Source organism: Nostoc sp. KVJ20 (assembly GCF_001712795.1).
Lineage (GTDB): Bacteria > Cyanobacteriota > Cyanobacteriia > Cyanobacteriales > Nostocaceae > Nostoc.
In genome coordinates this window covers 13,794-33,752 of the sequence record NZ_KV757629.1, presented here as the reverse complement: position 1 = coordinate 33,752, position 19,959 = coordinate 13,794, and the positions used below count along the sequence as shown (strand labels likewise).

Sequence of the window (19,959 nt, the reverse complement as noted above, 5' to 3'; positions counted from 1 at the left end):
GTCTCTAGATTCCACAGTTTCAGGGTGTTGTAATCTGAACCAGAAACGGCTGTTTTTCCATCTGCGGCGATCGCTACTGCTAATACCGTGGAGTTATGACCAGTCAGGGTACGCAGTAGGTTTCCGCCTGGAGTGGTTAAGCTAGCTGTAATGGGGCGAAATCGAGGAATTTCACTTTTACTTTCTGCTGCATCTGCCAATATTCTCTGAATTTCTGGCTGGGGAAAACTCTGCAATCTGCCCCATAATTGTCCTACTAATTGGGTTTGGTCTTGATTCAAAACATGGGCTGATAACTGTAGCGCATCTTGAATTAATTTCAGGATTTTAAGTTGTTCAGGGTCTAGTTTATTTTCTTCTCCTAAATTCTCCCATACCTCTGGATTACAAGTCAAACTATAATCTCTAATTAGGGCTTCTACTCCAAATTGAGGATATTGAATTTTCAGAAAAATAAAATCAAAATTTGTGAGAATTTGATAATATTTCTCCGAGTTACCTGCTTTTAAGTTGCTTTCAGCAAATTTGCCTAGAAATAAATTTTTAAATTCGTCTGTTTGTAAGGCAAATTTAGTAGCAAGCTCACCCATTTTATGCAATCCCCTGCGCCAGGTAATCAGCTATACGTTGATTAACTTCTTTAAATAATCTTCGACCTTTAGCTAGTTTGTCTTGGTCTTGGAGAAATTCTAGAAAACTTCGATGATAAATACTATAATAAGTTGTTTTTTCATTTTCATTAATTTTTGGTGTTACATATTCCACCCAATCATTTAAAACTAATTTCACATCATATTCATCTCGATCGAGAATTTCTGCAATCATCTTTAAAGATATAGGTTCACCTCTTTCTACTAACATATACAAGATTTTCACTTTCATTTCATTGGATTCATTTTCCATATCCATTCGTAGCCAATGAACTTTATAATAATCTTTAAGACCTTGTGGTAAGCCCTGTAAGGTCAAATCACTATATTCCCCTTCAGCAATCCAAGGTAATACATAACGCAAATACATGAAATTATTTTCGCTTTTAGCTGCAACTTGTTCAATAAAGTTATCTTCAGCAATATTGCGGTCTGTAATCCATTTTCTCAATTTCTCTTTATAGTCTTTATCAGCACTGAGAAATAGGTGCAGATAATCTTTCACATCTTCTGCACTAAAATTTTTATATTCGTCTTTTCTTAAATCCAATTCATCTACAGGAGTATCTGGAGACAAAGTTAAACGTTTTGTTTCTTGATTATAAGGTCGTCTGGTCAGCAAAAAATAGACTCCATCAGGAATATTTTGTGGTAAATCTAAAAGATTACCATTTCCTTCTTGTTCTACTTCATCTAGTGCATCAACAACAATTACAAGTTTTTGTCCTTTTAGTTCTTCACTGGCTTTTTGTAGTAAAGTTCTTAAATCAGCGTTGTCTACATTTTGGAGAGAACAACGCTTAATTAACTGTTTACGGATACTGTCTAAAAACTTTTCTGGTTTGTTGCGTCCTTCTGCGAAAACATTAAAATAACAAGGGTATTTAGTAGCTAAAACATATTTAGCAGCGATCGCACTTTTACCCATCCCTGCATCCCCAATCACACTAAAATAACCCTTGGTTTGAGTTGTGAAGAATTCTTGAATAGCATTGAAAACAAAATCTCGACCGCAAAATAAGCGAGTTTTCTCAAACATTAAGGCTTTAAACTCTTTGGGATAAACATCTAAATCCCAATCTGGATAAGGCTGAAATTTTAAGGAACTTGTTTGTTTAGCAACTGCAATAAAAGCTTCACCAAATTCTTCTAATTCACCCAAAAACTCGTCTAATTCAACCAAAAATTCAATGTTAGAATTCTTTATCTGAGTTTTGAATTCGCTATTTTGATTAAGAATTTTTTTTATATCTTCTACAAACTTAAAGGGAGCATTAGAACTGTAAGCATCCCAAAAATAATCTTTAATTACTTTCTCTTTAAACAGGTTTAAAATTGCTTCAGGTTTGAATACACCATACCTTACCAGAGCGTAAACATAAACAGTATCAACATCATCAGGAATTTGGGTAGGGTTGAGTCCTAATTCCTTGAGAATTTTGATAACAGCTTCGTTTTTTTGAGCTTGTTTAATGATTAATTGGCCGGCTTGAGGAGCATATTTTTTAATTATGGGAGTAATCGCTGAAGTAATTGCGGCAAACTCTATCATGTTTATTCCCGAAAAATTATTTTTTACGAGTAGCATCAGAGCAAATTATACAGTAATTACTGTTGAGTAGTAGTATAGATGTAACACTGCTTTATTCAAGCAAGTGGGATTAGGTTAAGGCAAGAGACGCGATGAATCGCCGTCTCTACAATAATCATTCTTTTGTAGAGACGGCGATTTATCGCGTCTTTGTGATGATTTATCGCATCTTTGTGATCTAAAATTTTCATCAAAAAACCTTAACTGAGTTGATTCAGCAATCGCATTTGCTATTTCGGCGAACTCATTTGCTATTTCGGCGAACTCATTTGCTATTTCGGCGAACCCATTTGCTATTTCGGCGAACCCATTTGTTATTTCGGTGAACCCATTTGCTATTTTGGCGTGTCAACAAGTCTGAAATAGCTGATTAACCAGGATTTTACCCCACCCTAACCCTCCCCTTGGAAAGGGGAGGGAACTAGATTTCTATTTTTCCCCCCTTTCCAAGGGGGGATTAAGGGGGGTAATTCGACCAGAATCAGCCGGACATGATATAACTTCTAACTTCTCAAGTTCACGCCGAATTTTTCCACTAAAGCTTCGCGGACTTTATTGTGTACTGGTTCAACTTCTGCCTCAGTCAGAGTGCGATCGCTAGCCCGATAAATTAAGCGGAATGCTAAACTCCGCTGTCCTTCGGGGACATTTTCGCCGCGATATTCATCAAATAATTCCACCGAGTCGAGCAAATCTTTACCCGCTTTGGTAATTACTTTTTGAATATCGGAAACTGAGATTTTCACAGGTGCGAAAAAGGCGATGTCGCGATCGCTAGCTGGATAGGTAGAATAGGGCTGGAATGTTGGCACAAGAACTTCATCTTGTCCTAGCGAATCTAAAAGTACATCTAGATCCAACTGGAAAACATAAACGGAATCTGGTAAACCTTTTTCTCGTCGCAGTTGGGGATGGAGTTGCCCAAAAATACCCAGTCTGTTACCCCGAATCCACAAAGAAGCGGTGCGTCCTGGATGTAAGCGATCGTCGCGGCGATCGGGTTGAAATTCTACCTCCAAGGCAAGTTGCCGAAATACACTTTCTAAAATGCCTTTGGCTTCAAACCAAGTGATGGGTTCTTCGCGTCCACTTTTTGACCATTTGCCAAGGGAAATATCCCCTCCCACAATCCCTGCAAGGGCTTCTGTCTCTTGCAAACCATCTTCTTCTCGCCAGAAAATTTGCCCGATTTCAAAGCCGTTCAGCGCACCATTACCCTGCTCTAAATTGTATTGAAAAGCATCAATTAACCCAGATAACAAATCGGTTCGTAGCGCTGAATATTCGACAAATAGGGGGTTTGACAGGACTATATTTCTGTCTTCTCCTGGTTTGACTAAAGAATAGTGGATTAATTCTGTCAACCCTTCAGCCCGCAAGAAAGCTCGTAGCTTGCGAACTAGTTCTTGATCTAAAGGCAGATAGCCAGCTTCCGCTTTTTCTGGTAGAGTATCACAGAATTTGTTGTAACCATAGAGACGGGCAATTTCTTCAATTAAATCAATTTCTCGCTCTAAGTCGCGGTAACGATAGGGTGGAACAGAGACAGACCATGTGGGTTGATGGCTGCTATCTTCTCCTGAAGGAGTTAACTTACATCCCAATGCAGTCAGGATGCGCTCCACATCTTGTTCTTGGAGTTCACCTGTATCCTCTTCTAATTCAATTGGCCCCAATATCTGATTAACTCGGTCTAAACGCAGGGCAATAGAACGACTCCAGGTAGACGGATCGGGGCGGGTGTCGGCAATTTCTTGCTGGACAAAAATTCCATTCGCTAATTCGCTAATTAAAGATAAGGCGCGGCGATTAGCTATTTCCAACTCAGCGCGGTTAACTCCCCGTTCGTATCTGCCAGAAGCCTCACTTCTTAACCCAACACTCCGGGAAGAACGGCGAATTGCCACGGAATCAAATAAAGCTGCTTCTAAAACTAGGCTTTGAGTACCTGCGTGGACTTCTGTTTCTTCTCCACCCATGACTCCCGCCAGTGCAACAGGTTTGTCGTTAGCGGTAATTAACAAATTTTGGGATGCTAGGGTGCGAGTTTGTCCATCTAGGGTTTTGAGGGATTCCCCCGCAGTGGCGAAACGGACGCCGATGGTTAAATTTTCGCTACTTGCAACAGATTTTAGGCGATCGCAGTCAAAGGCGTGCAGTGGTTGTCCCCATTCCAACAAAATGTAGTTAGTAATGTCCACCACATTACTGATGGGACGTACACCAGCAGCGCGTAAACGCTGTTGCAACCATTCGGGAGATGGAGCAATTTTGACCTGTGCAATTACCGTACCAATGTATGCAGGACAAGCTTGGGTATCGGCAATTTTTAAAGCTAAATTTCCGGCACTTTTGGGAATAGAGACTTCACCAGGTTCAGGAATGCTCAACTTTCCACCAGTCAAAGCTGCTACTTCCCGTGCTACGCCAACCATACTTAGAGCATCAGCGCGGTTGGCAGTTGCGGTGAGGTCTAAAATTACATCATCTAGACCCAACAGCGGCCGCACATCACTACCCAATGGTAAATTTTCCTGGGTAAAAATATGAATTCCGTCTACATCGGTAGGCAAACCGAGTTCCTTTAAAGAACAAATCATGCCCTGAGATGGGACACCACGTAGTTTTGCAGGTTTAATTTTTAAATCGATGTTGGGTAAGTAAGTACCCGTAGTTGCCACGGGTACATAGATATCTGCCTTCACATTAGCAGCACCACAGACAATATTTAAAGTTTCACCTGCACCGATATCCACTTGGCAAACACTCAATTTATCGGCGTTGGGATGGGGTTGACGCTCAAGCACTTTCCCGATCACCACGCCATTTGCCCAAGTGCGGCGGTCTTCAATATCTTCTACCTCAAACCCTGCCATTGTCAGGGTTTCGGCTAATTCTTCTGGACTTAGTTTTATCTCTACTAGTTCGCGCAGCCAATTTAGAGAAATACGCATGGAGTGTGCTTGTTTTAGGAATCGTCTTTTGCTCTTATTTTAGGGTGCAAGAAGCGCTCGATGGCTACTCATCCTGCAAAGCGTACCCTTTCACTTGAACAATCCTACTACGTTAGACTGGCAGAACAATCTCTCATGCTAATCTTTTCTTTTCGTCTTGACTTGTGTCAGTCAATGTGAGTTAGATGTTTGCTACGAGAGATTCAGTAGCTAATCTATACAAATGGAACCCACGATTGAACAGTTAAAAGCTTTCTACGATTTATGTGTGCGAGTAAGTAACCTACTACAAACAATTGAGCTAACCAGGTACGACAAGCGATCGCAAAGAATAGTAGTGCTAATAGGCCAAACAATTCAAGTAGAAATTTTGAGTAATGGAGAGGAAATCATCCAATGAGTAATTTAGATTATCAGCAATTAACTGAAGCGGAATTACGGGAATATGTAAAGCATCATCCCCAGGATGAAGAAGCTTTTCAACACTATTTAAGGATTGTTAGAGCCAGACCAAATAGGGTTGTGGTTAGCACAGGCGAACAGTTAGAGGCTGAGTTAAGGAAAAGACTGGCATTATAAGCAAAACCCTTTATCCTCTAATTTGAGTGTAGGGTTAAGTAGCGTAGACCTAGCATTGAAACAATGTTATGGGAATATGCTGACTGAAATTCTCAAAATCTTTATCTGTGGTTACTATTGTGTAATTTCTCCGAGAGGCTGCGGCACAAATTAGAAAATCTGTGTTTGCACCTTGAATACCATTGCTTCTGCAAGTATTATAAAATTCAGAAGCAAGTTCATAGTCTTCCATATCTAACTCAATATTGGGAAATGCGCGGAGATAATTTTTTAGCTGATTGTATTGGTTTGCGTCACGAATTCCTGAGAGTATTTCTTGCCGAACAGCACCGACTAAAGCAACTTGATCATCAGTAATTAATTCTCGCAACACGACAACATGGGGTGAGTCGTCAACTTTATAATTGCGTCTGAGAGCTAAAGACCAGACTGAAGTATCAACAATGACTTTCATCCACTTTGGCGCTGTTGCTTGTAGTCATAATCATCTTCGTATTCAATCGTACCAAATAGCTCCAGGATTTTCAGTTGCTTTCGACGTTGTACATACTCTCTTAATGCCTCTTCTACAACAGCATCCTTAGTTGGATGACCACCAAGTTCGAGAGCTTCCTTAATTAAGTTTTCGTCAATTTCTAGATTAGTAGTCATGTGTAGATTATCGCATAAAATAATGTGCAGTAAAAACTCATTGGAGTAGTTAATTTAAGTCAAATGCATGAAGACTATTTTCAGTAATTCGGCGCGGGTAAACGGTTTAGTCAGATAGCCAGATGCTCCTACTAATTTCGCTTTTACTTTGTCTACAATCCCTTTACTTCCAGTGACGAAGATGATAGGAGTCTTCTGAAATAGTGAATTATTTCGTATAATCCGACACAATTCATAACCATCGATTCCTAACATGTTTAAATCCAGCAAAATTAAGTCCGGTTTGTGCCTTATAATTGATAAAACGGCTTTTAGTGGATCGTTGATAGTCACTACAGAAAAATTTTCATTTTCTAAGAAATGACTAATTTCTTTGAGAATTGTGGGGCTATCATCTACAGAAACTATTTTGTGGACTTTTTGTGCGGTTACAGTAGCAGCCGTTACTCTTTGGGAAGCAGAATTTATGTTATTTGATATTGTTGGTTCCTGAAAGTTTCCTTTTGGAGGAGTAGATATCTGTGGTAATCGCTGAACAGGAGCTATATTCTCTTCAGAAATATTTGGGTAAGAGGTGACGCTGGTACTTAGTTTTTCTTTGGTGTCAACTAACTCTGGAATTAATTTTGAGAAAAGCGATTTATCTTCAAAAATCTTTGGTAATTTATCAAATGGTGGATCGGGTTCATGCAGGATAATTGCACCCTGAAGGATGTAAGGGTATAAATTGCGAGCCAGTTGAATTTCATCTTGATTCAAAATCGCGGCCAGATGACACAGGCTAAAGCCCTTCATCCAGTTAATTAAATCTGGCTGAAGTTTTGGTAAGTCTTGCTTCTCAAGTTTACTGTTAATCAACATATATGGACGTTGATATGGAGAAGAAATTTGGGGAACAAAAGCTTGCCAATTCTGTAATCTTATTTGACAACGGTCTAGAATTTTTTCTACATCTAGCCTGCAAATTTTTGGCATTCTATTAAGTGGTTCTGCTAATTCATAAGTACCTTCTTTGATGAGCAAAAATGATTCAATCACCTCTTTAACTAATTCCTGAATCAGCACTGCTGCTTGTGTAGAATGTAAATGTTGTTGACTAATAAGCCAGGATATAGCCTGATACTCAGGGGGATGGCTTCTGGAATTGCTGTCATCTTCGATTAACTGACTGTGTGAATCAGGTTCAAACATCAACCTTGCTTGAATACGAACCTCATTAGTAAGGAGTGGAATTTGGTGGCTGAGACGACGCAAATGGCGTTCTAGTCGATCAAAGGGTTCTACGGAATGAGTAGCGTAAGTTATTTTGCCCTGTTCTAAGTAAATCGTCCAAGTAACTGAGTTACTCAATGCTTGTAAACAAGTACTATCGGAGCAATTTGATAACTGTCTTAACAAACTTAGGGGACGTAGTTTGGTGAATGCACCTGAGTTATTCATATTTTTCAAGTTTTTTTGCGGAATCAACAACTGAACATTTGTAGAGTGAAAATATGAGCTATGAAGTATTTTCTTCTTTGTAATATGTCTTTATGCACAACTTATTTCTTTTAAAATATGTATATATATTAAAAGGAATAAGTTTTGCAACCTATCTGTTACATTTTGTACGTACTACTTAATTTATCTCAAAAAATAAGTAGGTGGGTATGAATAAAAGTAAACACCTGTCATAGCTATGACTAACAGTAGATATTGTTGCTTCTAGGCTTTACTCACTACTAACAACTCTTGAGTGAAGACCTTAATCATCACGTTTATTGATTCCCACTTCCAAAAAGCAGGTAAATCTTATTCCAAGTTCGCGCAGTTACGCTGGTATACTTCTAAAGTTAATGATCTTAATTATGGCTAATTATTTTTCGATAAAGAAACCATTCTTCTACATAAAATCTTTAAGAAGTTACCTAGGAAAGTTTACGTATTTATTGTACTGTAGGTTTAGTGGATATAAGTTTTTGGTAGATACATTACAACAGGTAATGCTGGGTTTTGATAAACTCTTTTTTGCTAAACTAAGCTGTGTTCAAGTTCATCTTAAATATATAGAGAACTTCATGAAAATAATTTGTTTAATAAAGATTAGAGCATCTACCACTAGATACTATATTCTGTAGTCGCCTCGGCGACTGAGAATTATATACTTTGAACAAAGGAAAATAAAACGTTGGATTTTAACATAACACAAAAAGTTATGCATGATACATTAAGACTTGATGAAGTAGTAGAATTTGCTGAGAACCCAGAACCACGTTGTCCTTGTGTACTTTTACTAGACACATCTGGGTCGATGCAAGGAGATCCGATTGAGGCTTTAAATCAGGGTTTACTGAGTTTGAAGGATGAATTAGTCAAAAATTCCTTAGCTGCAAGACGGGTAGAAGTGGCGATCGTCACGTTTGATAGTAATATCAATGTAGTACAAGATTTTGTGACTGCTGATCAATTCAACCCACCTATTTTGACAGCACAGGGCTTGACTACTATGGGTGCAGGAATTCATAAAGCTTTGGACATAATTCAAGAGCGGAAATCTCAGTATCGTGCCAATGGGATTGCTTACTATCGTCCTTGGGTATTTATGATTACTGATGGGGAACCGCAAGGTGAGTTAGATCATGTGGTAGAGCAAGCATCCCAGCGGTTACAGGGAGACGAGGCGAATAAACGGGTAGCATTTTTTACAGTGGGTGTAGAAAATGCGAATATGACGCGTTTAAATCAAATAACCGTGCGTACACCCCTGAAGCTCAAAGGATTAAATTTTATTGAGATGTTTGTCTGGCTATCAACTAGTATGTCAGCTGTTTCTCATTCACAAGTGGATGAACAGGTAGCACTACCGCCAATAGGTTGGGGGACTGTTTAATTAAAAATTGCAGCTAGCTGTGTAAACATCAAGCTGCTGGAAAAAATTTATGAACATATCAAAACAGATTGCTCAATGGCGGATTGTGGCTGCATCTGTATGTGGTACAAGTCACTTAAAAAACAATCAATTATGTCAGGATGCTCATCACTGGCAGATATTGTCAGATAATGTTTTAGTGGCGGCCGCAGCAGATGGTGCGGGTTCTGCATTACTGGGGAAAGTGGGAGCGATGATTGCTGTGGAGACAGCAATAGAAAACATTTCCACTAAAGGACTGACCCGAAAAAGTTTGACTGATGATGCATTGGTGCGATCGCTTTTAAATGATGCCATACTAGCGGCGAAAAAAGCTGTGGAGGCTGAAGCGGCTACTTGTGACAAACAGCCTCAAGACTTAGCAACTACCTTAATTATGCTAGTCGCCACACCAGAAGTTGTAGCTGTAGTACAGATAGGTGATGGTTTGGCAGTGGCAAAAGATCGTATGGGTAATTTGCTGGCACTGACTATGCCTGACAGTGGTGAATACATCAACGAAACCACCTTCTTAACTTCGCCTAGTGCTTTAGATACCGCGCAGATGAGATTGTGGCGCACAGACATAGTAAATGTTGGTATAATTACTGACGGACTACAAATGCTGGCTTTGAATATGGTTGTTGGCGAACCTCACAAACCCTTCTTTTTTCCGCTGTTTGAATTCGTAGCCAATACCGAAGACAAGACAGTAGCCAAGGAACAATTGGTAAAATTTTTACACTCAGAGCGGATTACGCAACGCACTGATGATGATTTGACACTCATCATAGCTGCATTCAACGACTCATGAGCGATAAATCTACAGGTTTTAACATCTTACAATAACTCCCGTTAGCGGTAATTTCATTATGCAGGTACTACGTTGTTCCCCTAGAAAAGAAATCCTCAGCCTCAATGTCAGTTTGGGGCGTGGCGGTGAAGCTTGTGTGTACACAGTGCCATCCGATAATAACTTGGTGGCGAAGATTTACCACAAGCCAACCAAAGCCCATGCAGAGAAACTCCAGGCGATGCTGGCCAACCCGCCAGAAAACCCTACAGCTAGTTTGGGGCATATCTCTATCGCTTGGCCAGAGGATTTATTACGGGCAGCAGATGGCAAAAATAGCATCCTGGGCTTTTTGATGCCACGCATCGAGGGGATGCGTCCAATCATCGACTTTTACAACCCTAGAACCCGTCGCCAACACTGCCCCCTATTCAACTATCAGTACCTGCTCCGCACGGCTCGTAACCTGGCGGCGGCTTTTGCAGCTTTACACGCTAGTGGATATTGTATTGGTGATGTGAACGAGTCCAATATCCTCGTCAGTGACACCGCACTGGTGACTTTGATAGACACAGACTCTTTCCAAGTAACCGACCCAAGCAATAATGTTGTTTATCGCTGCCCAGTGGGTAAACCAGAGTTTACTCCACCAGAACTACAGAATAAAACTTTTGCCCAGCACGATCGCGAAATCTCTCACGATTTATTTGGGTTAGCGGTGCTAGTATTCCAACTCTTAATGGAAGGCACTCACCCATTTTCGGGGATTTTTCAAGGTGCTATTGAGCCACCACCTTACGAAGCCCGTATCGCATCGGGTCATTTCACATACAGCCAAAAGCGTTACGTACCCTACCTACCGACACCCATTGCACCCCCTTGGGAAATTCTTCATCCCAGCCTACAAGAACTATTTGTCCGTTGTTTTGAAGAGGGTCACAACAACCCACAACTACGTCCCAGTGCCCAGACTTGGCTCTCAGCAATCGCTGAAGCCGAAGATTCCTTGATTACCTGCACGACAAATCCCCAGCATCGCTACAACAACCACATGCGTAGCTGTCCGTGGTGTGAACGTACTGTGCGATTAGGTGGACGCGACCCCTTCCCATCACATCGGGCTATCGAAGCTAGAGAACATCTTCAACCGCGAATCAAACCAAGAAAACATTACACCCAGACACCGCGTTTTCCACAGCGGGCCATGTCGCCCCACCTAACTAATTACTGGCAGCCAGTAATGACTCCCAGCAGTTCATCTTATAAACGTTCCAAGAAGTCAAAACTGTACCCGATTATTTTTTGTTTGATGGGTTTTGGTTTATTGGGATATGCGGACGTAATGATTAAATTTACTCAGCCGTTGGTTTCCCAAAATGCTTACACTCAACAAACATTGAAGTCTCGCCAGACAAATAACAAACTCAGCTTCGCTGATTCCTATCAGCAAGGTTATACAGCTTACAAAGAGCGAGACTATGACAAAGCAATTGCCAGCTTTACCGCAGCAATTGAACAAGAACCTAAACATGCCAGAGCTGTTGTAAATCGTGGCAATGCCCGCTATAACTTGAAAGACTACGAAGGAGCAGTTAAAGATTATAGCCAAGCTCTGACAATCCAGCCCAATCAAATCAAAGCTTTGGTGAATCGGGGCAATGCCCGTTATATGCTCGCCGAATATAGTAACGATCCCGATCTAGAATATAACCTAGCGATCGCAGACTATAATCGGGCCATCGGTCTGGATAATAATGAAATTGAAGCTTATATCAGACGGGGAATTGTCCGCGCCCAAATGGCTAAATACAGCGGTGAATCTCAACAAGAGTACAAAAGAGCGATCAAAGATTTTACTCAGGCAATAAAACTTAACGTATCCAAAGCAGAAGCTTACTTTCAGCGGGGTGTTGTCTTTTATCAAATTGCTCAATATAGCAGCAATTATGAGCAAGAATATAATCAAGCGATCGCTGACTTTAACCAAGCCTTAACTATCAGCCCCAAACTAGCAAAAGCATATCTTAAACGAGGTATGGTTCGTTATGAACTGGCACAATATGGCGGTAGTGAATCTAACAAAAATCAGACAAAAGCTGTCGAAGATATACAGTCATCTGCCAAAATCTTTCTTGAGCAAGATGATATGGATAATTATCAACAAGCACTCAGTAACATGTGCGTAGTTGTAGAAAACAAATGTGACCCTTTATTCCAAGGCTCAAGTAATAGTGAAAAAACTAACTAGAAACAAGTAAGTTTTATTACTAGTAAATTATCGGTTGTGATTGAAAAAATCAAGCCTGACTAGGGTTAGCATCAGCTAACCCTATTTATTTTATAGGTAACATTTTTATTTAATTGAGCCATTTATTTTCATCTTTATAGATATTCATACAGCTTTTATATAGAAAAGATTTTAATTTATATTTCCTTTATAATTTTGCCGGAAATTACAGTTAGATTATTGACGGAGAAACAGAAATCAGAAATCAATTTTTCTCCACCTAAGTGCATCCTCTTCATGTCGATAAAGTCAACTGATTTTGGATTTTGAATTTTGGATTTTGGATTAAAAGAGTTTTTTGGTACATGCCCCACGATGAAACTGGGCAGAACAAATCTACTCATAGGCTCGTGACGTTCGATGACTAATCCCAAATTGCAAATCAAAAATCTAAAATTGGCACGGTCAAATAATCATATCCCTACAAATCTCCGAGGTAATTGCATGAAAGCGGTGATTTTGGCTGGAGGGCTTGGTACACGCCTCAGTGAAGAAACTAGTATCAGACCCAAGCCGATGGTTGAAATTGGTGGTAAGCCAATTCTCTGGCACATAATGAAAACTTACTCAGCCCACGGCATTAATGACTTCATCATTTGTTGTGGTTACAAAGGTTACATAATTAAAGAGTATTTTGCTAACTACTTCTTACACATGTCAGATGTAACCTTTGATATGCGCTTTAACCAGATGAATGTGCATTCTGGGTATGCTGAACCCTGGCGTGTCACCTTAGTAAATACGGGTGACAATACAATGACAGGCGGACGCTTAAAGCGAATCAGCGAACATCTTGGTAATGAGACTTTTTGCTTTACTTATGGTGATGGTGTAAGTAATATTAATATCACTGAGTTAGTTAAGTTTCACAAAGAACAAAATAGCTTAGGAACACTCACAGCCGTTCAACCAGCCGGACGTTTTGGTGCTATTTCCTTAGGATATGAGCAAACTAAAATCACCAGCTTTCGGGAAAAACCTGAAGGTGATGGAGCCTGGATTAATGGCGGTTATTTTGTGTTAGAACCAGAAGTAATTAACTTAATAGCCGATGACTCTACAGTGTGGGAGCAAGAGCCATTAGAAAAGCTAGCTGATATGGAACAGCTATCTGCTTTTAAACACGATGGTTTTTGGCAACCAATGGATACTTTACGTGATAAAAACTATCTCGAAGGGCTGTGGAAAAACAACCAAGCTCCTTGGAAGGTATGGTAAAGGAACTGGGGATTGGGGACTGGGGATTGGGAAGATTTGAATGAAGATTCACATCCAAACCAAATCTTACTCATATTTTCTTACCCATTACCCAATACCCAGTACCCAATCCCAAATAACTTTATAAATTTACTGTAATTTGAAGTGCGAAATACTGATGTATGATTTTGCGATTATAGGTGGGGGAATAGTTGGACTATCTACAGCGTTAGCTCTAGGAAAACGCTATCCCAATGCGCGTATTGTAGTCTTAGAAAAAGAGAGTCAATGGGCATTTCACCAAACCGGCAATAATAGCGGAGTGATTCATTCTGGTATTTACTATAAGCCAGGTAGTTTCAAAGCTAAATTTTGTCGTGATGGTGCTCGTTCAATGGTAGAATTCTGCCAAGAACATGGAATTGACCATGAAGTTTGTGGTAAAGTAATTGTTGCAACTGAAGAACAAGAACTACCACGCTTAGAAAATCTCTACCAACGCGGCTTAAACAATGGCATAGAAGTCCAGAGAATCAGCCCCGAAGAAGTTAAGGAAATTGAACCTCACGTAAAATGTGTAGGTGGAATTCGGGTATTTTCAACTGGTATTGTTAATTACAAGCAAGTTTGTTTGAAATATGCCGAGCTAATTCAACAGCAGGGTGGAGATTTACACCTGAATACAAAAGTTCTGAAAATCTCCCCAAGTGGTAAAAATCAGGTACTACAAACAAACAAGGGTAGCTTTGAAACACGGTTTGTAATTAATTGTACTGGATTGCATAGCGATCGCACCGCCAAACTAGGTCAAGTTGAACCCCAAGCCAAAATCGTCCCATTCCGGGGAGAATATTACGAACTCACCCCAGAAAAACGCTATCTGGTCAAGACACTAATTTATCCAGTACCCAATCCAGATTTTCCCTTCCTGGGTGTCCACTTTACCCGGATGATTGATGGTAGCGTCCATGCAGGGCCAAACGCGGTTCTCTCCCTCAAACGCGAAGGTTACAAAAAAACCGACTTTGACTTACGGGATTTTCTGGAAGTCATCACTTATCCTGGTTTCTGGAAATTGGCAGCCAAACACGCTGATGAAGGCATCCAAGAAATCATTCGTTCCTTTAGTAAAGCAGCCTTCACCAGAAGTTTGCAAAAACTAATTCCCGAAGTCCAAGCAGAAGACTTAGTTCCCACCCATGCAGGAGTCCGCGCTCAAGCCTTAATGAACGATGGCAAGCTTGTAGACGACTTTTTGATTGTTTCCGGTCAAAACTCCATTCATGTTTGCAATGCTCCTTCTCCTGCGGCCACATCTTCTCTAGAAATTGGCAAAGCGCTTGTGGCAGAAATTCCGCAACTTTCGCATCTAGATAGTGTAGTCACTGCATAGATATCATAGTTGTTATTTCCGGGACTGCTGAATTAAGGCATGAATCTTGTATAGTGGGCATCTTTGCATTGGTGTCAACTTAACGTGAAAGCCAGTCTAAAACCAGCTTTTAGATATTGTCTCGTTCCCAGTCTCCGACTGGGAATGCCGTCCTAGAGGCTCCGCCTCCCTATGCTGGCGGCAGAGCTGCCAAGAGCAGTATTTCCAGCCCAGAGGCTAGAAACGAGAGTTGAAAAGGCTTTTAGCTTAAGTTAACACCTAACCCCCAACCCCTTCCCTACTAGCGTTGGGGAGTAAGATTCAAAGCCTCTCTCCTTTTAAGAGAGAGGTTTGAAGAGAGGTCAAGTTATTGCATACAAACGAAAAATATAGCGGTTCCCTCTTGGATGCAACACCCTTTAGGGCGAACATCTGTGCGCCCCTACTAAACGAAAAATTTAACTCATCAATACAAAGGCATTAACCACAATGAAAATATTAGTAACTGGTACAGAAGGCTATCTCGGTTCATTATTACCACCTCTGTTAATTGAACGGGGACATGAAGTTATCGGTCTAGATACCGGTTTTTATAAAGTTGGTTGGCTATACAACGCTAATGGGGTGACACCCAAAACCCTCAATAAAGATATCCGCAACATCACCCCTGATGATTTGGAAGGTGTTGAAGCAATAGTTCACATGGCGGAACTCTCCAACGACCCAGCCGGACAATTAGCACCTAATATTACCTACGAAATTAATCATGTAGGTTCAGTTCGCCTAGCTAGTCTGGCTAAGGCTATGGGTGTGCGTCGCTTCGTATATATGTCTTCGTGCAGTGTTTACGGTGTTGCTACCGCAGGTGATGTTACAGAAGAATCGCCAATTAATCCTCAAACAGCCTACGCAGAATGCAAAACTCTGGTAGAAAGAGATGTCAGACCACTCGCTGACGATGATTTCTCTCCCACCTTTATGCGGAATGCAACAGCCTTTGGTGCTTCCCCCAGGATGCGCTTTGATATTGTTTTAAACAACTTAGCAGGGTTGGCATGGACTAGCAAACAAATCAAAATGACCAGTGATGGTACACCTTGGCGGCCATTAGTCCATGCACTGGATATTTGCAAAGCAATAGTCTGCACCTTAGAAGCACCACGGGACATTGTACATAACCAAATCTTCAATGTGGGAGATACAGCAAACAACTATCGCGTTAAAGAAATCGCGGAAATTATTGCTGATGTTTTCCCAGATTGTAAATTGTCTTTTGGTGACAACGGTTCAGATAACCGCAGCTATCGAGTATCCTTCGAGAAAATCAACACAATCTTACCCGGATTTAAGTGTGATTGGAATGCCCGACTTGGGGCACAGCAACTATTTGATTTATTCAGTCAAATACACATGGCTGAAGATACCTTTTTGTTTAGAGGATTTACTCGCTTAAAACAGCTAGAGTATCTGATTCGCACCGAGCAAATTGACCAAGATTTCTTTTGGAATAAAAAGTAGCTAGATTCCTCTAGTAAGAGTGAACAAATAACCTAAGTTTCCGAATCAATACTATTTGATTCGGACTTATCCCATCTCTTAAATTATTTGCAATCAGTGAGTTGAAATTTATGGCGATCGCAAAATGTCGTTTTAGTGGTCAACCTCTGCACCAAACCTTTATTGATCTCGGAATGTCACCTTTAGCCAATGCTTATCTTAAAGCAGAACAGCTAAATAATGCCGAAAAGTTTTATCCTCTCCATGCTTATATTTCTGAAGACACTCTCTTAGTTCAATTAGAACAATTTGAAACTCCAGACCACATTTTTAGTGACTATGCTTACTTTTCTTCCTACTCTGTAAGTTGGCTAAATCATGCTAAGGCTTACACCAATATGATGGTAGAAAAGTTTGGCTTTAATCATCATACTCAAGTTATTGAAATCGCCAGTAACGACGGCTACCTACTACAATATTTTTTAGAGAAGGGAATCCCCGTCTTAGGAATAGAACCAGCAGCAAATATTGCCAAAGTTGCTGAAGGCAGAGGCATTCCTTGTATTAACAAGTTTTTTGGGGTTGAAACTGCCAAAGAACTAGTGATACAAGGAAAAGTAGCTGACCTTTTAATAGGTAATAATGTTTTAGCTCATGTACCAGATTTAAACGATTTCATTGGTGGAATAAAACTCATCCTCAAACCCAATGGCATCTTGACGATGGAGTTTCCTCATATTTTACAACTCATTCAAGAAAATCAGTTTGATACTATTTATCATGAGCATTTTTCTTACTTCTCACTCCTCACTATCGAAAAGATTTTTGCCGCGCACAAATTGCAAGTTTTTGATGTAGAAGAATTATCAACTCATGGCGGTTCACTCAGAATTTATGCGAAACATGATCATACTGAGAATCCTAGCATTAGTGAGCGAGTTAGCCATTTAAAAGCAAAAGAAATCGCCGCTGGGCTACATCGCATAGAGACTTACATTACATTTGCCGAAAAAGTCAAACAAACAAAGCACAAGCTGTTAAATTTTCTCTTGACTGCTAAAGCAGAAGGTAAATCAATCGCTGGTTATGGCGCACCAGCTAAAGGTAATACATTGCTCAATTACTGTGGAATTGGGAAAGATTTTATCGATTATACAGTAGACCGCAGTCCCTACAAACAAGGTTTATTTCTCCCTGGAACTCATATCCCCATCTTTGAACCAGATAAAATCCGCGAAACTAAACCAGATTATCTCCTAATTTTACCTTGGAATATTAAGGAGGAAATTATGGAACAAATGGCATTTATTGGTGAATGGGGTGGACAGTTTGTAGTGCCAATCCCTGAAGTACAAATTTATCCATCTCCTTTTCCGGGTAGGCTTTTAATAGCGTCGTAATTACTAAACATAAGCACAAATAACGCCTTTTATTACTAATTATTTAATTGTCTTGGCAATAGATAGTTTGGAAAAAGCAATTAAAAGGCGTACTCCTTTAAAAATCTGGCTGCCAAATCAAAAATAATTAGACCAAGCTGCTGTAAATAGCGATTTTTATTAACTACATCCTTTTAATATGAACAAATTACTTACCATCGCCATTCCTACATTCAATCGTGCTGAATTACTTAATAAACAGTTAGCATGGCTAGCTCAAGCTATCAAAGGTTTTGAAGATGATTGTGAAATTTTAGTTTCTGATAATTGTTCAACAGACAATACTCAGGAGGTAATCAAAAAATGGCAAGTAACACTTAGCAATATCACATTTAATTCTAATAAAAATCCTAAAAATTTAGGCGTTGTAAAAAATATTATGCATTGCCTAAAATCTACAACAACAAAATATGTTTGGACAATTGGTGATGATGATCCAATTCAAGATAGAGCCATTGCTTATGTGATTAATAAACTCAAGCAGCATGAAGATTTATCATTATTGTTCCTCAATTTTTCTGGTCGGAACCAAATTACTGGTGAACCAGTTCATCCACCGACAATTATTGGTAATCGCTGGTTTGATGTAGATAGTGAAGATGGTAAGGGTGATGGTAAAGCTATATTTGAGCATTGTTTTTCAAAAAGTGTTGGTGCAGTCATTTTTCTGACTGCTACAATCTACCGCACTGATTTAGTGAAACGCGCTCTCCAAAATTGGCAAGATGCTGAGAATAACTGGATATCTTTAGCATATTTAGCCGGATATTGTGCTGCTAATGGTAGTGTAATTGTCACTAAAGAGACTTATTTGGAATGTGTTGTTGGTGTGAGTTATTGGCAGAAAGAACCAAAATCTGCACTTTTAATGCAATACAAACACATACCCGAAGTGATTTTGAAACTGGAAGAAAATGGATATTCTAAGCAGTTTTGTAGACGGATGCTGTTGCAGAACGGTAAAGAAGTTAACTTGAAAGTTTTCTTGGGTGCATTAAGAAGATGGCCTATGTCCGCGATTAAGACAGTAGTTCCATTCTTAGCTTTAGTTAGCTTATGTGCTTTGGATGTGATCGTTTTTAAAGAGTTTGGGTTAGCAGAATCAAGCGAAGTCTCTACTCAAGAAATACGGAAATATAAGTCATAAGCTATTAAATTACTGATAAAAACACATCGGATCTAGAAGGAATTTACGTCATGTTTAGTGCAATTCAACGCAAAATATCTACACTGTCTTCTGACTTTAAATACTACGTAGCCCGTTGGAAGCATAGCAGAAATCTGCCAGCCTTGGAAGAATGCGATCGCAACATCCTTAATGCTCTCAAAAAAGATGGCGTTTACGTCACGACACTGGCAGATTTAGGGCTAAACTCTACCCCAGAACTGCTCAAAGCTGCTTACCATCAATTGTCTCAGATGGAAAATCCCAACAACGACCATCTAGACGAGAGGTTACCACAAATTTACACAGTTACAGGTTTACCAGAATTTTATGCTTGGGGAATCGAGAAAAGACTGGTCAACATCATCGAAAATTATATCGGTCTTCCGATAGCTTTTCATGGTGTACATTTACGCAAAGATTTCAAGAGCAAACATCAGTTTGGAACGCTCCTATGGCATAGTGATGCAGAAGACCGCCGCATTATCAAAATCTTTATTTACTTGAATGACGTAGAAGAAAAAACTGGGCCTTTTGAATATATTCCCCGCTCTTTAACTCCCTTATTTAGCTGGAAATATTTTCAACTTTACTACAAACTTTATAAGTCAAGATATATGGGTATCGATGACGAAGAAGTAAAAGCAGTCATCCCCAAATCAGCTTGGAAATCCTGTCCCGGCCCAGCAGGTACAGTCATTATTGTAGATACGAAAAATGCTTTGCATCACGGCACAATTCGCACAGAAGACAGGTCAACACTATTCTTTTGTTACACAGCTAATCCCCCCGAACGACCAGACCTTTGTACCCAATATTGGGATGATACATATCCCAGAGCAGAATTACGTTCTGCATCTGATCCAGTAAAACTTCCGACTTAGTAACCTTTTGTAG

The 19,959-nt window shown here is 40.0% G+C and carries 18 protein-coding genes; 11 read left to right on the top strand and 7 right to left on the bottom strand.

Annotated features, from left to right (window positions below; genetic code table 11):
* The 4 genes from A4S05_RS18120 to pheT all read right to left on the bottom strand — a co-directional run.
* Positions 1-590 (bottom strand): WD40 repeat domain-containing protein (locus A4S05_RS18120; protein ID WP_256091025.1); only part of this gene is annotated, 590 nt, incomplete at its 3' end.
* Position 591: 1 nt separating this feature from the next.
* On the bottom strand, positions 592-2,202 hold the full coding sequence (locus A4S05_RS18115) for an AAA family ATPase (RefSeq protein WP_069071193.1): 1,611 nt from the start codon (positions 2,200-2,202) through the stop codon (positions 592-594).
* Positions 2,203-2,297: 95 nt separating this feature from the next.
* Positions 2,298-2,432, bottom strand: a complete 135-nt coding sequence (locus tag A4S05_RS43400; RefSeq protein ID WP_256091024.1) for a hypothetical protein — start codon at positions 2,430-2,432, stop codon at positions 2,298-2,300.
* A gap of 312 nt (positions 2,433-2,744) precedes the next feature.
* On the bottom strand, positions 2,745-5,195 hold the full coding sequence (gene pheT, locus A4S05_RS18110) for a phenylalanine--tRNA ligase subunit beta (RefSeq protein WP_069071192.1): 2,451 nt from the start codon (positions 5,193-5,195) through the stop codon (positions 2,745-2,747).
* 223 nt (positions 5,196-5,418) lie between these two features.
* Between pheT and A4S05_RS41745 the strand changes: the two genes are divergently transcribed.
* Positions 5,419-5,595, top strand: coding sequence for a DUF6888 family protein (locus A4S05_RS41745; RefSeq protein WP_176727039.1), 177 nt, complete (start codon positions 5,419-5,421; stop codon positions 5,593-5,595).
* Entirely contained in the window at positions 5,592-5,774 is a 183-nt protein-coding gene (locus tag A4S05_RS18105; RefSeq protein ID WP_069071191.1) for a DUF6887 family protein, read from the top strand. The genes A4S05_RS41745 and A4S05_RS18105 overlap by 4 nt, the downstream gene beginning before the upstream one ends.
* Positions 5,775-5,823: 49 nt before the next feature.
* On the opposite strand, the gene A4S05_RS18100 is transcribed toward A4S05_RS18105, so the two are convergent.
* Genes A4S05_RS18100 through A4S05_RS18090 form a run of 3 tightly spaced genes read right to left on the bottom strand, consistent with a single transcriptional unit; the run spans position 5,824 to position 7,865 of the window.
* Entirely contained in the window at positions 5,824-6,228 is a 405-nt protein-coding gene (locus A4S05_RS18100) for a type II toxin-antitoxin system VapC family toxin (RefSeq protein ID WP_069071190.1), read from the bottom strand.
* Positions 6,225-6,425, bottom strand: a complete 201-nt coding sequence (locus A4S05_RS18095) for a type II toxin-antitoxin system VapB family antitoxin (RefSeq protein ID WP_069071189.1) — start codon at positions 6,423-6,425, stop codon at positions 6,225-6,227. The genes A4S05_RS18100 and A4S05_RS18095 overlap by 4 nt, the downstream gene beginning before the upstream one ends.
* Before the next feature lie 54 nt (positions 6,426-6,479).
* Positions 6,480-7,865, bottom strand: coding sequence for a response regulator (locus A4S05_RS18090; protein ID WP_069071188.1), 1,386 nt, complete (start codon positions 7,863-7,865; stop codon positions 6,480-6,482).
* A gap of 754 nt (positions 7,866-8,619) precedes the next feature.
* Between A4S05_RS18090 and A4S05_RS18085 the strand changes: the two genes are divergently transcribed.
* The 9 genes from A4S05_RS18085 to A4S05_RS18045 all read left to right on the top strand — a co-directional run bounded on the left by A4S05_RS18085 (position 8,620) and on the right by A4S05_RS18045 (position 19,946).
* Positions 8,620-9,294, top strand: a complete 675-nt coding sequence (locus tag A4S05_RS18085; protein WP_069071187.1) for a vWA domain-containing protein — start codon at positions 8,620-8,622, stop codon at positions 9,292-9,294.
* 49 nt (positions 9,295-9,343) lie between these two features.
* Positions 9,344-10,126, top strand: a complete 783-nt coding sequence (locus A4S05_RS18080) for a PP2C family serine/threonine-protein phosphatase (protein WP_069071186.1) — start codon at positions 9,344-9,346, stop codon at positions 10,124-10,126.
* A gap of 58 nt (positions 10,127-10,184) precedes the next feature.
* Entirely contained in the window at positions 10,185-12,353 is a 2,169-nt protein-coding gene (locus tag A4S05_RS18075; RefSeq protein ID WP_069071185.1) for a tetratricopeptide repeat protein, read from the top strand.
* 483 nt (positions 12,354-12,836) lie between these two features.
* Complete coding sequence (gene rfbF, locus A4S05_RS18070; RefSeq protein WP_069071195.1) at positions 12,837-13,610, top strand: glucose-1-phosphate cytidylyltransferase; 774 nt, start codon at positions 12,837-12,839, stop codon at positions 13,608-13,610.
* A gap of 157 nt (positions 13,611-13,767) precedes the next feature.
* Positions 13,768-14,982: an L-2-hydroxyglutarate oxidase gene (lhgO, locus tag A4S05_RS18065; RefSeq protein ID WP_069071184.1), complete on the top strand. Its 1,215-nt coding sequence runs from the start codon at positions 13,768-13,770 to the stop codon at positions 14,980-14,982.
* 468 nt (positions 14,983-15,450) lie between these two features.
* Positions 15,451-16,479: an NAD-dependent epimerase/dehydratase family protein gene (locus A4S05_RS18060; protein WP_069071183.1), complete on the top strand. Its 1,029-nt coding sequence runs from the start codon at positions 15,451-15,453 to the stop codon at positions 16,477-16,479.
* A gap of 110 nt (positions 16,480-16,589) precedes the next feature.
* The gene (locus A4S05_RS18055) at positions 16,590-17,858 is read left to right on the top strand and encodes a class I SAM-dependent methyltransferase (RefSeq protein ID WP_069071182.1); all 1,269 of its coding nucleotides are present in this window, start codon (positions 16,590-16,592) and stop codon (positions 17,856-17,858) included.
* A 178-nt stretch (positions 17,859-18,036) separates the two neighbouring features.
* Complete coding sequence (locus A4S05_RS18050; RefSeq protein WP_069071181.1) at positions 18,037-19,044, top strand: glycosyltransferase family 2 protein; 1,008 nt, start codon at positions 18,037-18,039, stop codon at positions 19,042-19,044.
* 50 nt (positions 19,045-19,094) lie between these two features.
* The gene (locus A4S05_RS18045; RefSeq protein ID WP_069071180.1) at positions 19,095-19,946 is read left to right on the top strand and encodes a phytanoyl-CoA dioxygenase family protein; all 852 of its coding nucleotides are present in this window, start codon (positions 19,095-19,097) and stop codon (positions 19,944-19,946) included.
* Positions 19,947-19,959 lie beyond the last annotated feature (13 nt).

What these genes read in the sequence shown, in the direction of transcription:
- A4S05_RS18085 (WP_069071187.1), top strand. Translation starts at nt 8,620, where the DNA reads ATGCATGATACATTAAGACTTGATGAAGTAGTAGAATTTGCTGAGAAC.
- A4S05_RS18115 (WP_069071193.1), bottom strand. Translation starts at nt 2,202, where the DNA reads ATGATAGAGTTTGCCGCAATTACTTCAGCGATTACTCCCATAATTAAA.
- A4S05_RS41745 (WP_176727039.1), top strand. Translation starts at nt 5,419, where the DNA reads ATGGAACCCACGATTGAACAGTTAAAAGCTTTCTACGATTTATGTGTG.
- A4S05_RS18050 (WP_069071181.1), top strand. Translation starts at nt 18,037, where the DNA reads ATGAACAAATTACTTACCATCGCCATTCCTACATTCAATCGTGCTGAA.
- A4S05_RS18090 (WP_069071188.1), bottom strand. Translation starts at nt 7,865, where the DNA reads ATGAATAACTCAGGTGCATTCACCAAACTACGTCCCCTAAGTTTGTTA.
- A4S05_RS18075 (WP_069071185.1), top strand. Translation starts at nt 10,185, where the DNA reads ATGCAGGTACTACGTTGTTCCCCTAGAAAAGAAATCCTCAGCCTCAAT.
- rfbF (WP_069071195.1), top strand. Translation starts at nt 12,837, where the DNA reads ATGAAAGCGGTGATTTTGGCTGGAGGGCTTGGTACACGCCTCAGTGAA.
- A4S05_RS18060 (WP_069071183.1), top strand. Translation starts at nt 15,451, where the DNA reads ATGAAAATATTAGTAACTGGTACAGAAGGCTATCTCGGTTCATTATTA.
- A4S05_RS18105 (WP_069071191.1), top strand. Translation starts at nt 5,592, where the DNA reads ATGAGTAATTTAGATTATCAGCAATTAACTGAAGCGGAATTACGGGAA.
- A4S05_RS18045 (WP_069071180.1), top strand. Translation starts at nt 19,095, where the DNA reads ATGTTTAGTGCAATTCAACGCAAAATATCTACACTGTCTTCTGACTTT.
- A4S05_RS43400 (WP_256091024.1), bottom strand. Translation starts at nt 2,432, where the DNA reads ATGAAAATTTTAGATCACAAAGATGCGATAAATCATCACAAAGACGCG.
- lhgO (WP_069071184.1), top strand. Translation starts at nt 13,768, where the DNA reads ATGTATGATTTTGCGATTATAGGTGGGGGAATAGTTGGACTATCTACA.
- A4S05_RS18055 (WP_069071182.1), top strand. Translation starts at nt 16,590, where the DNA reads ATGGCGATCGCAAAATGTCGTTTTAGTGGTCAACCTCTGCACCAAACC.
- A4S05_RS18080 (WP_069071186.1), top strand. Translation starts at nt 9,344, where the DNA reads ATGAACATATCAAAACAGATTGCTCAATGGCGGATTGTGGCTGCATCT.
- A4S05_RS18100 (WP_069071190.1), bottom strand. Translation starts at nt 6,228, where the DNA reads ATGAAAGTCATTGTTGATACTTCAGTCTGGTCTTTAGCTCTCAGACGC.
- pheT (WP_069071192.1), bottom strand. Translation starts at nt 5,195, where the DNA reads ATGCGTATTTCTCTAAATTGGCTGCGCGAACTAGTAGAGATAAAACTA.
- A4S05_RS18095 (WP_069071189.1), bottom strand. Translation starts at nt 6,425, where the DNA reads ATGACTACTAATCTAGAAATTGACGAAAACTTAATTAAGGAAGCTCTC.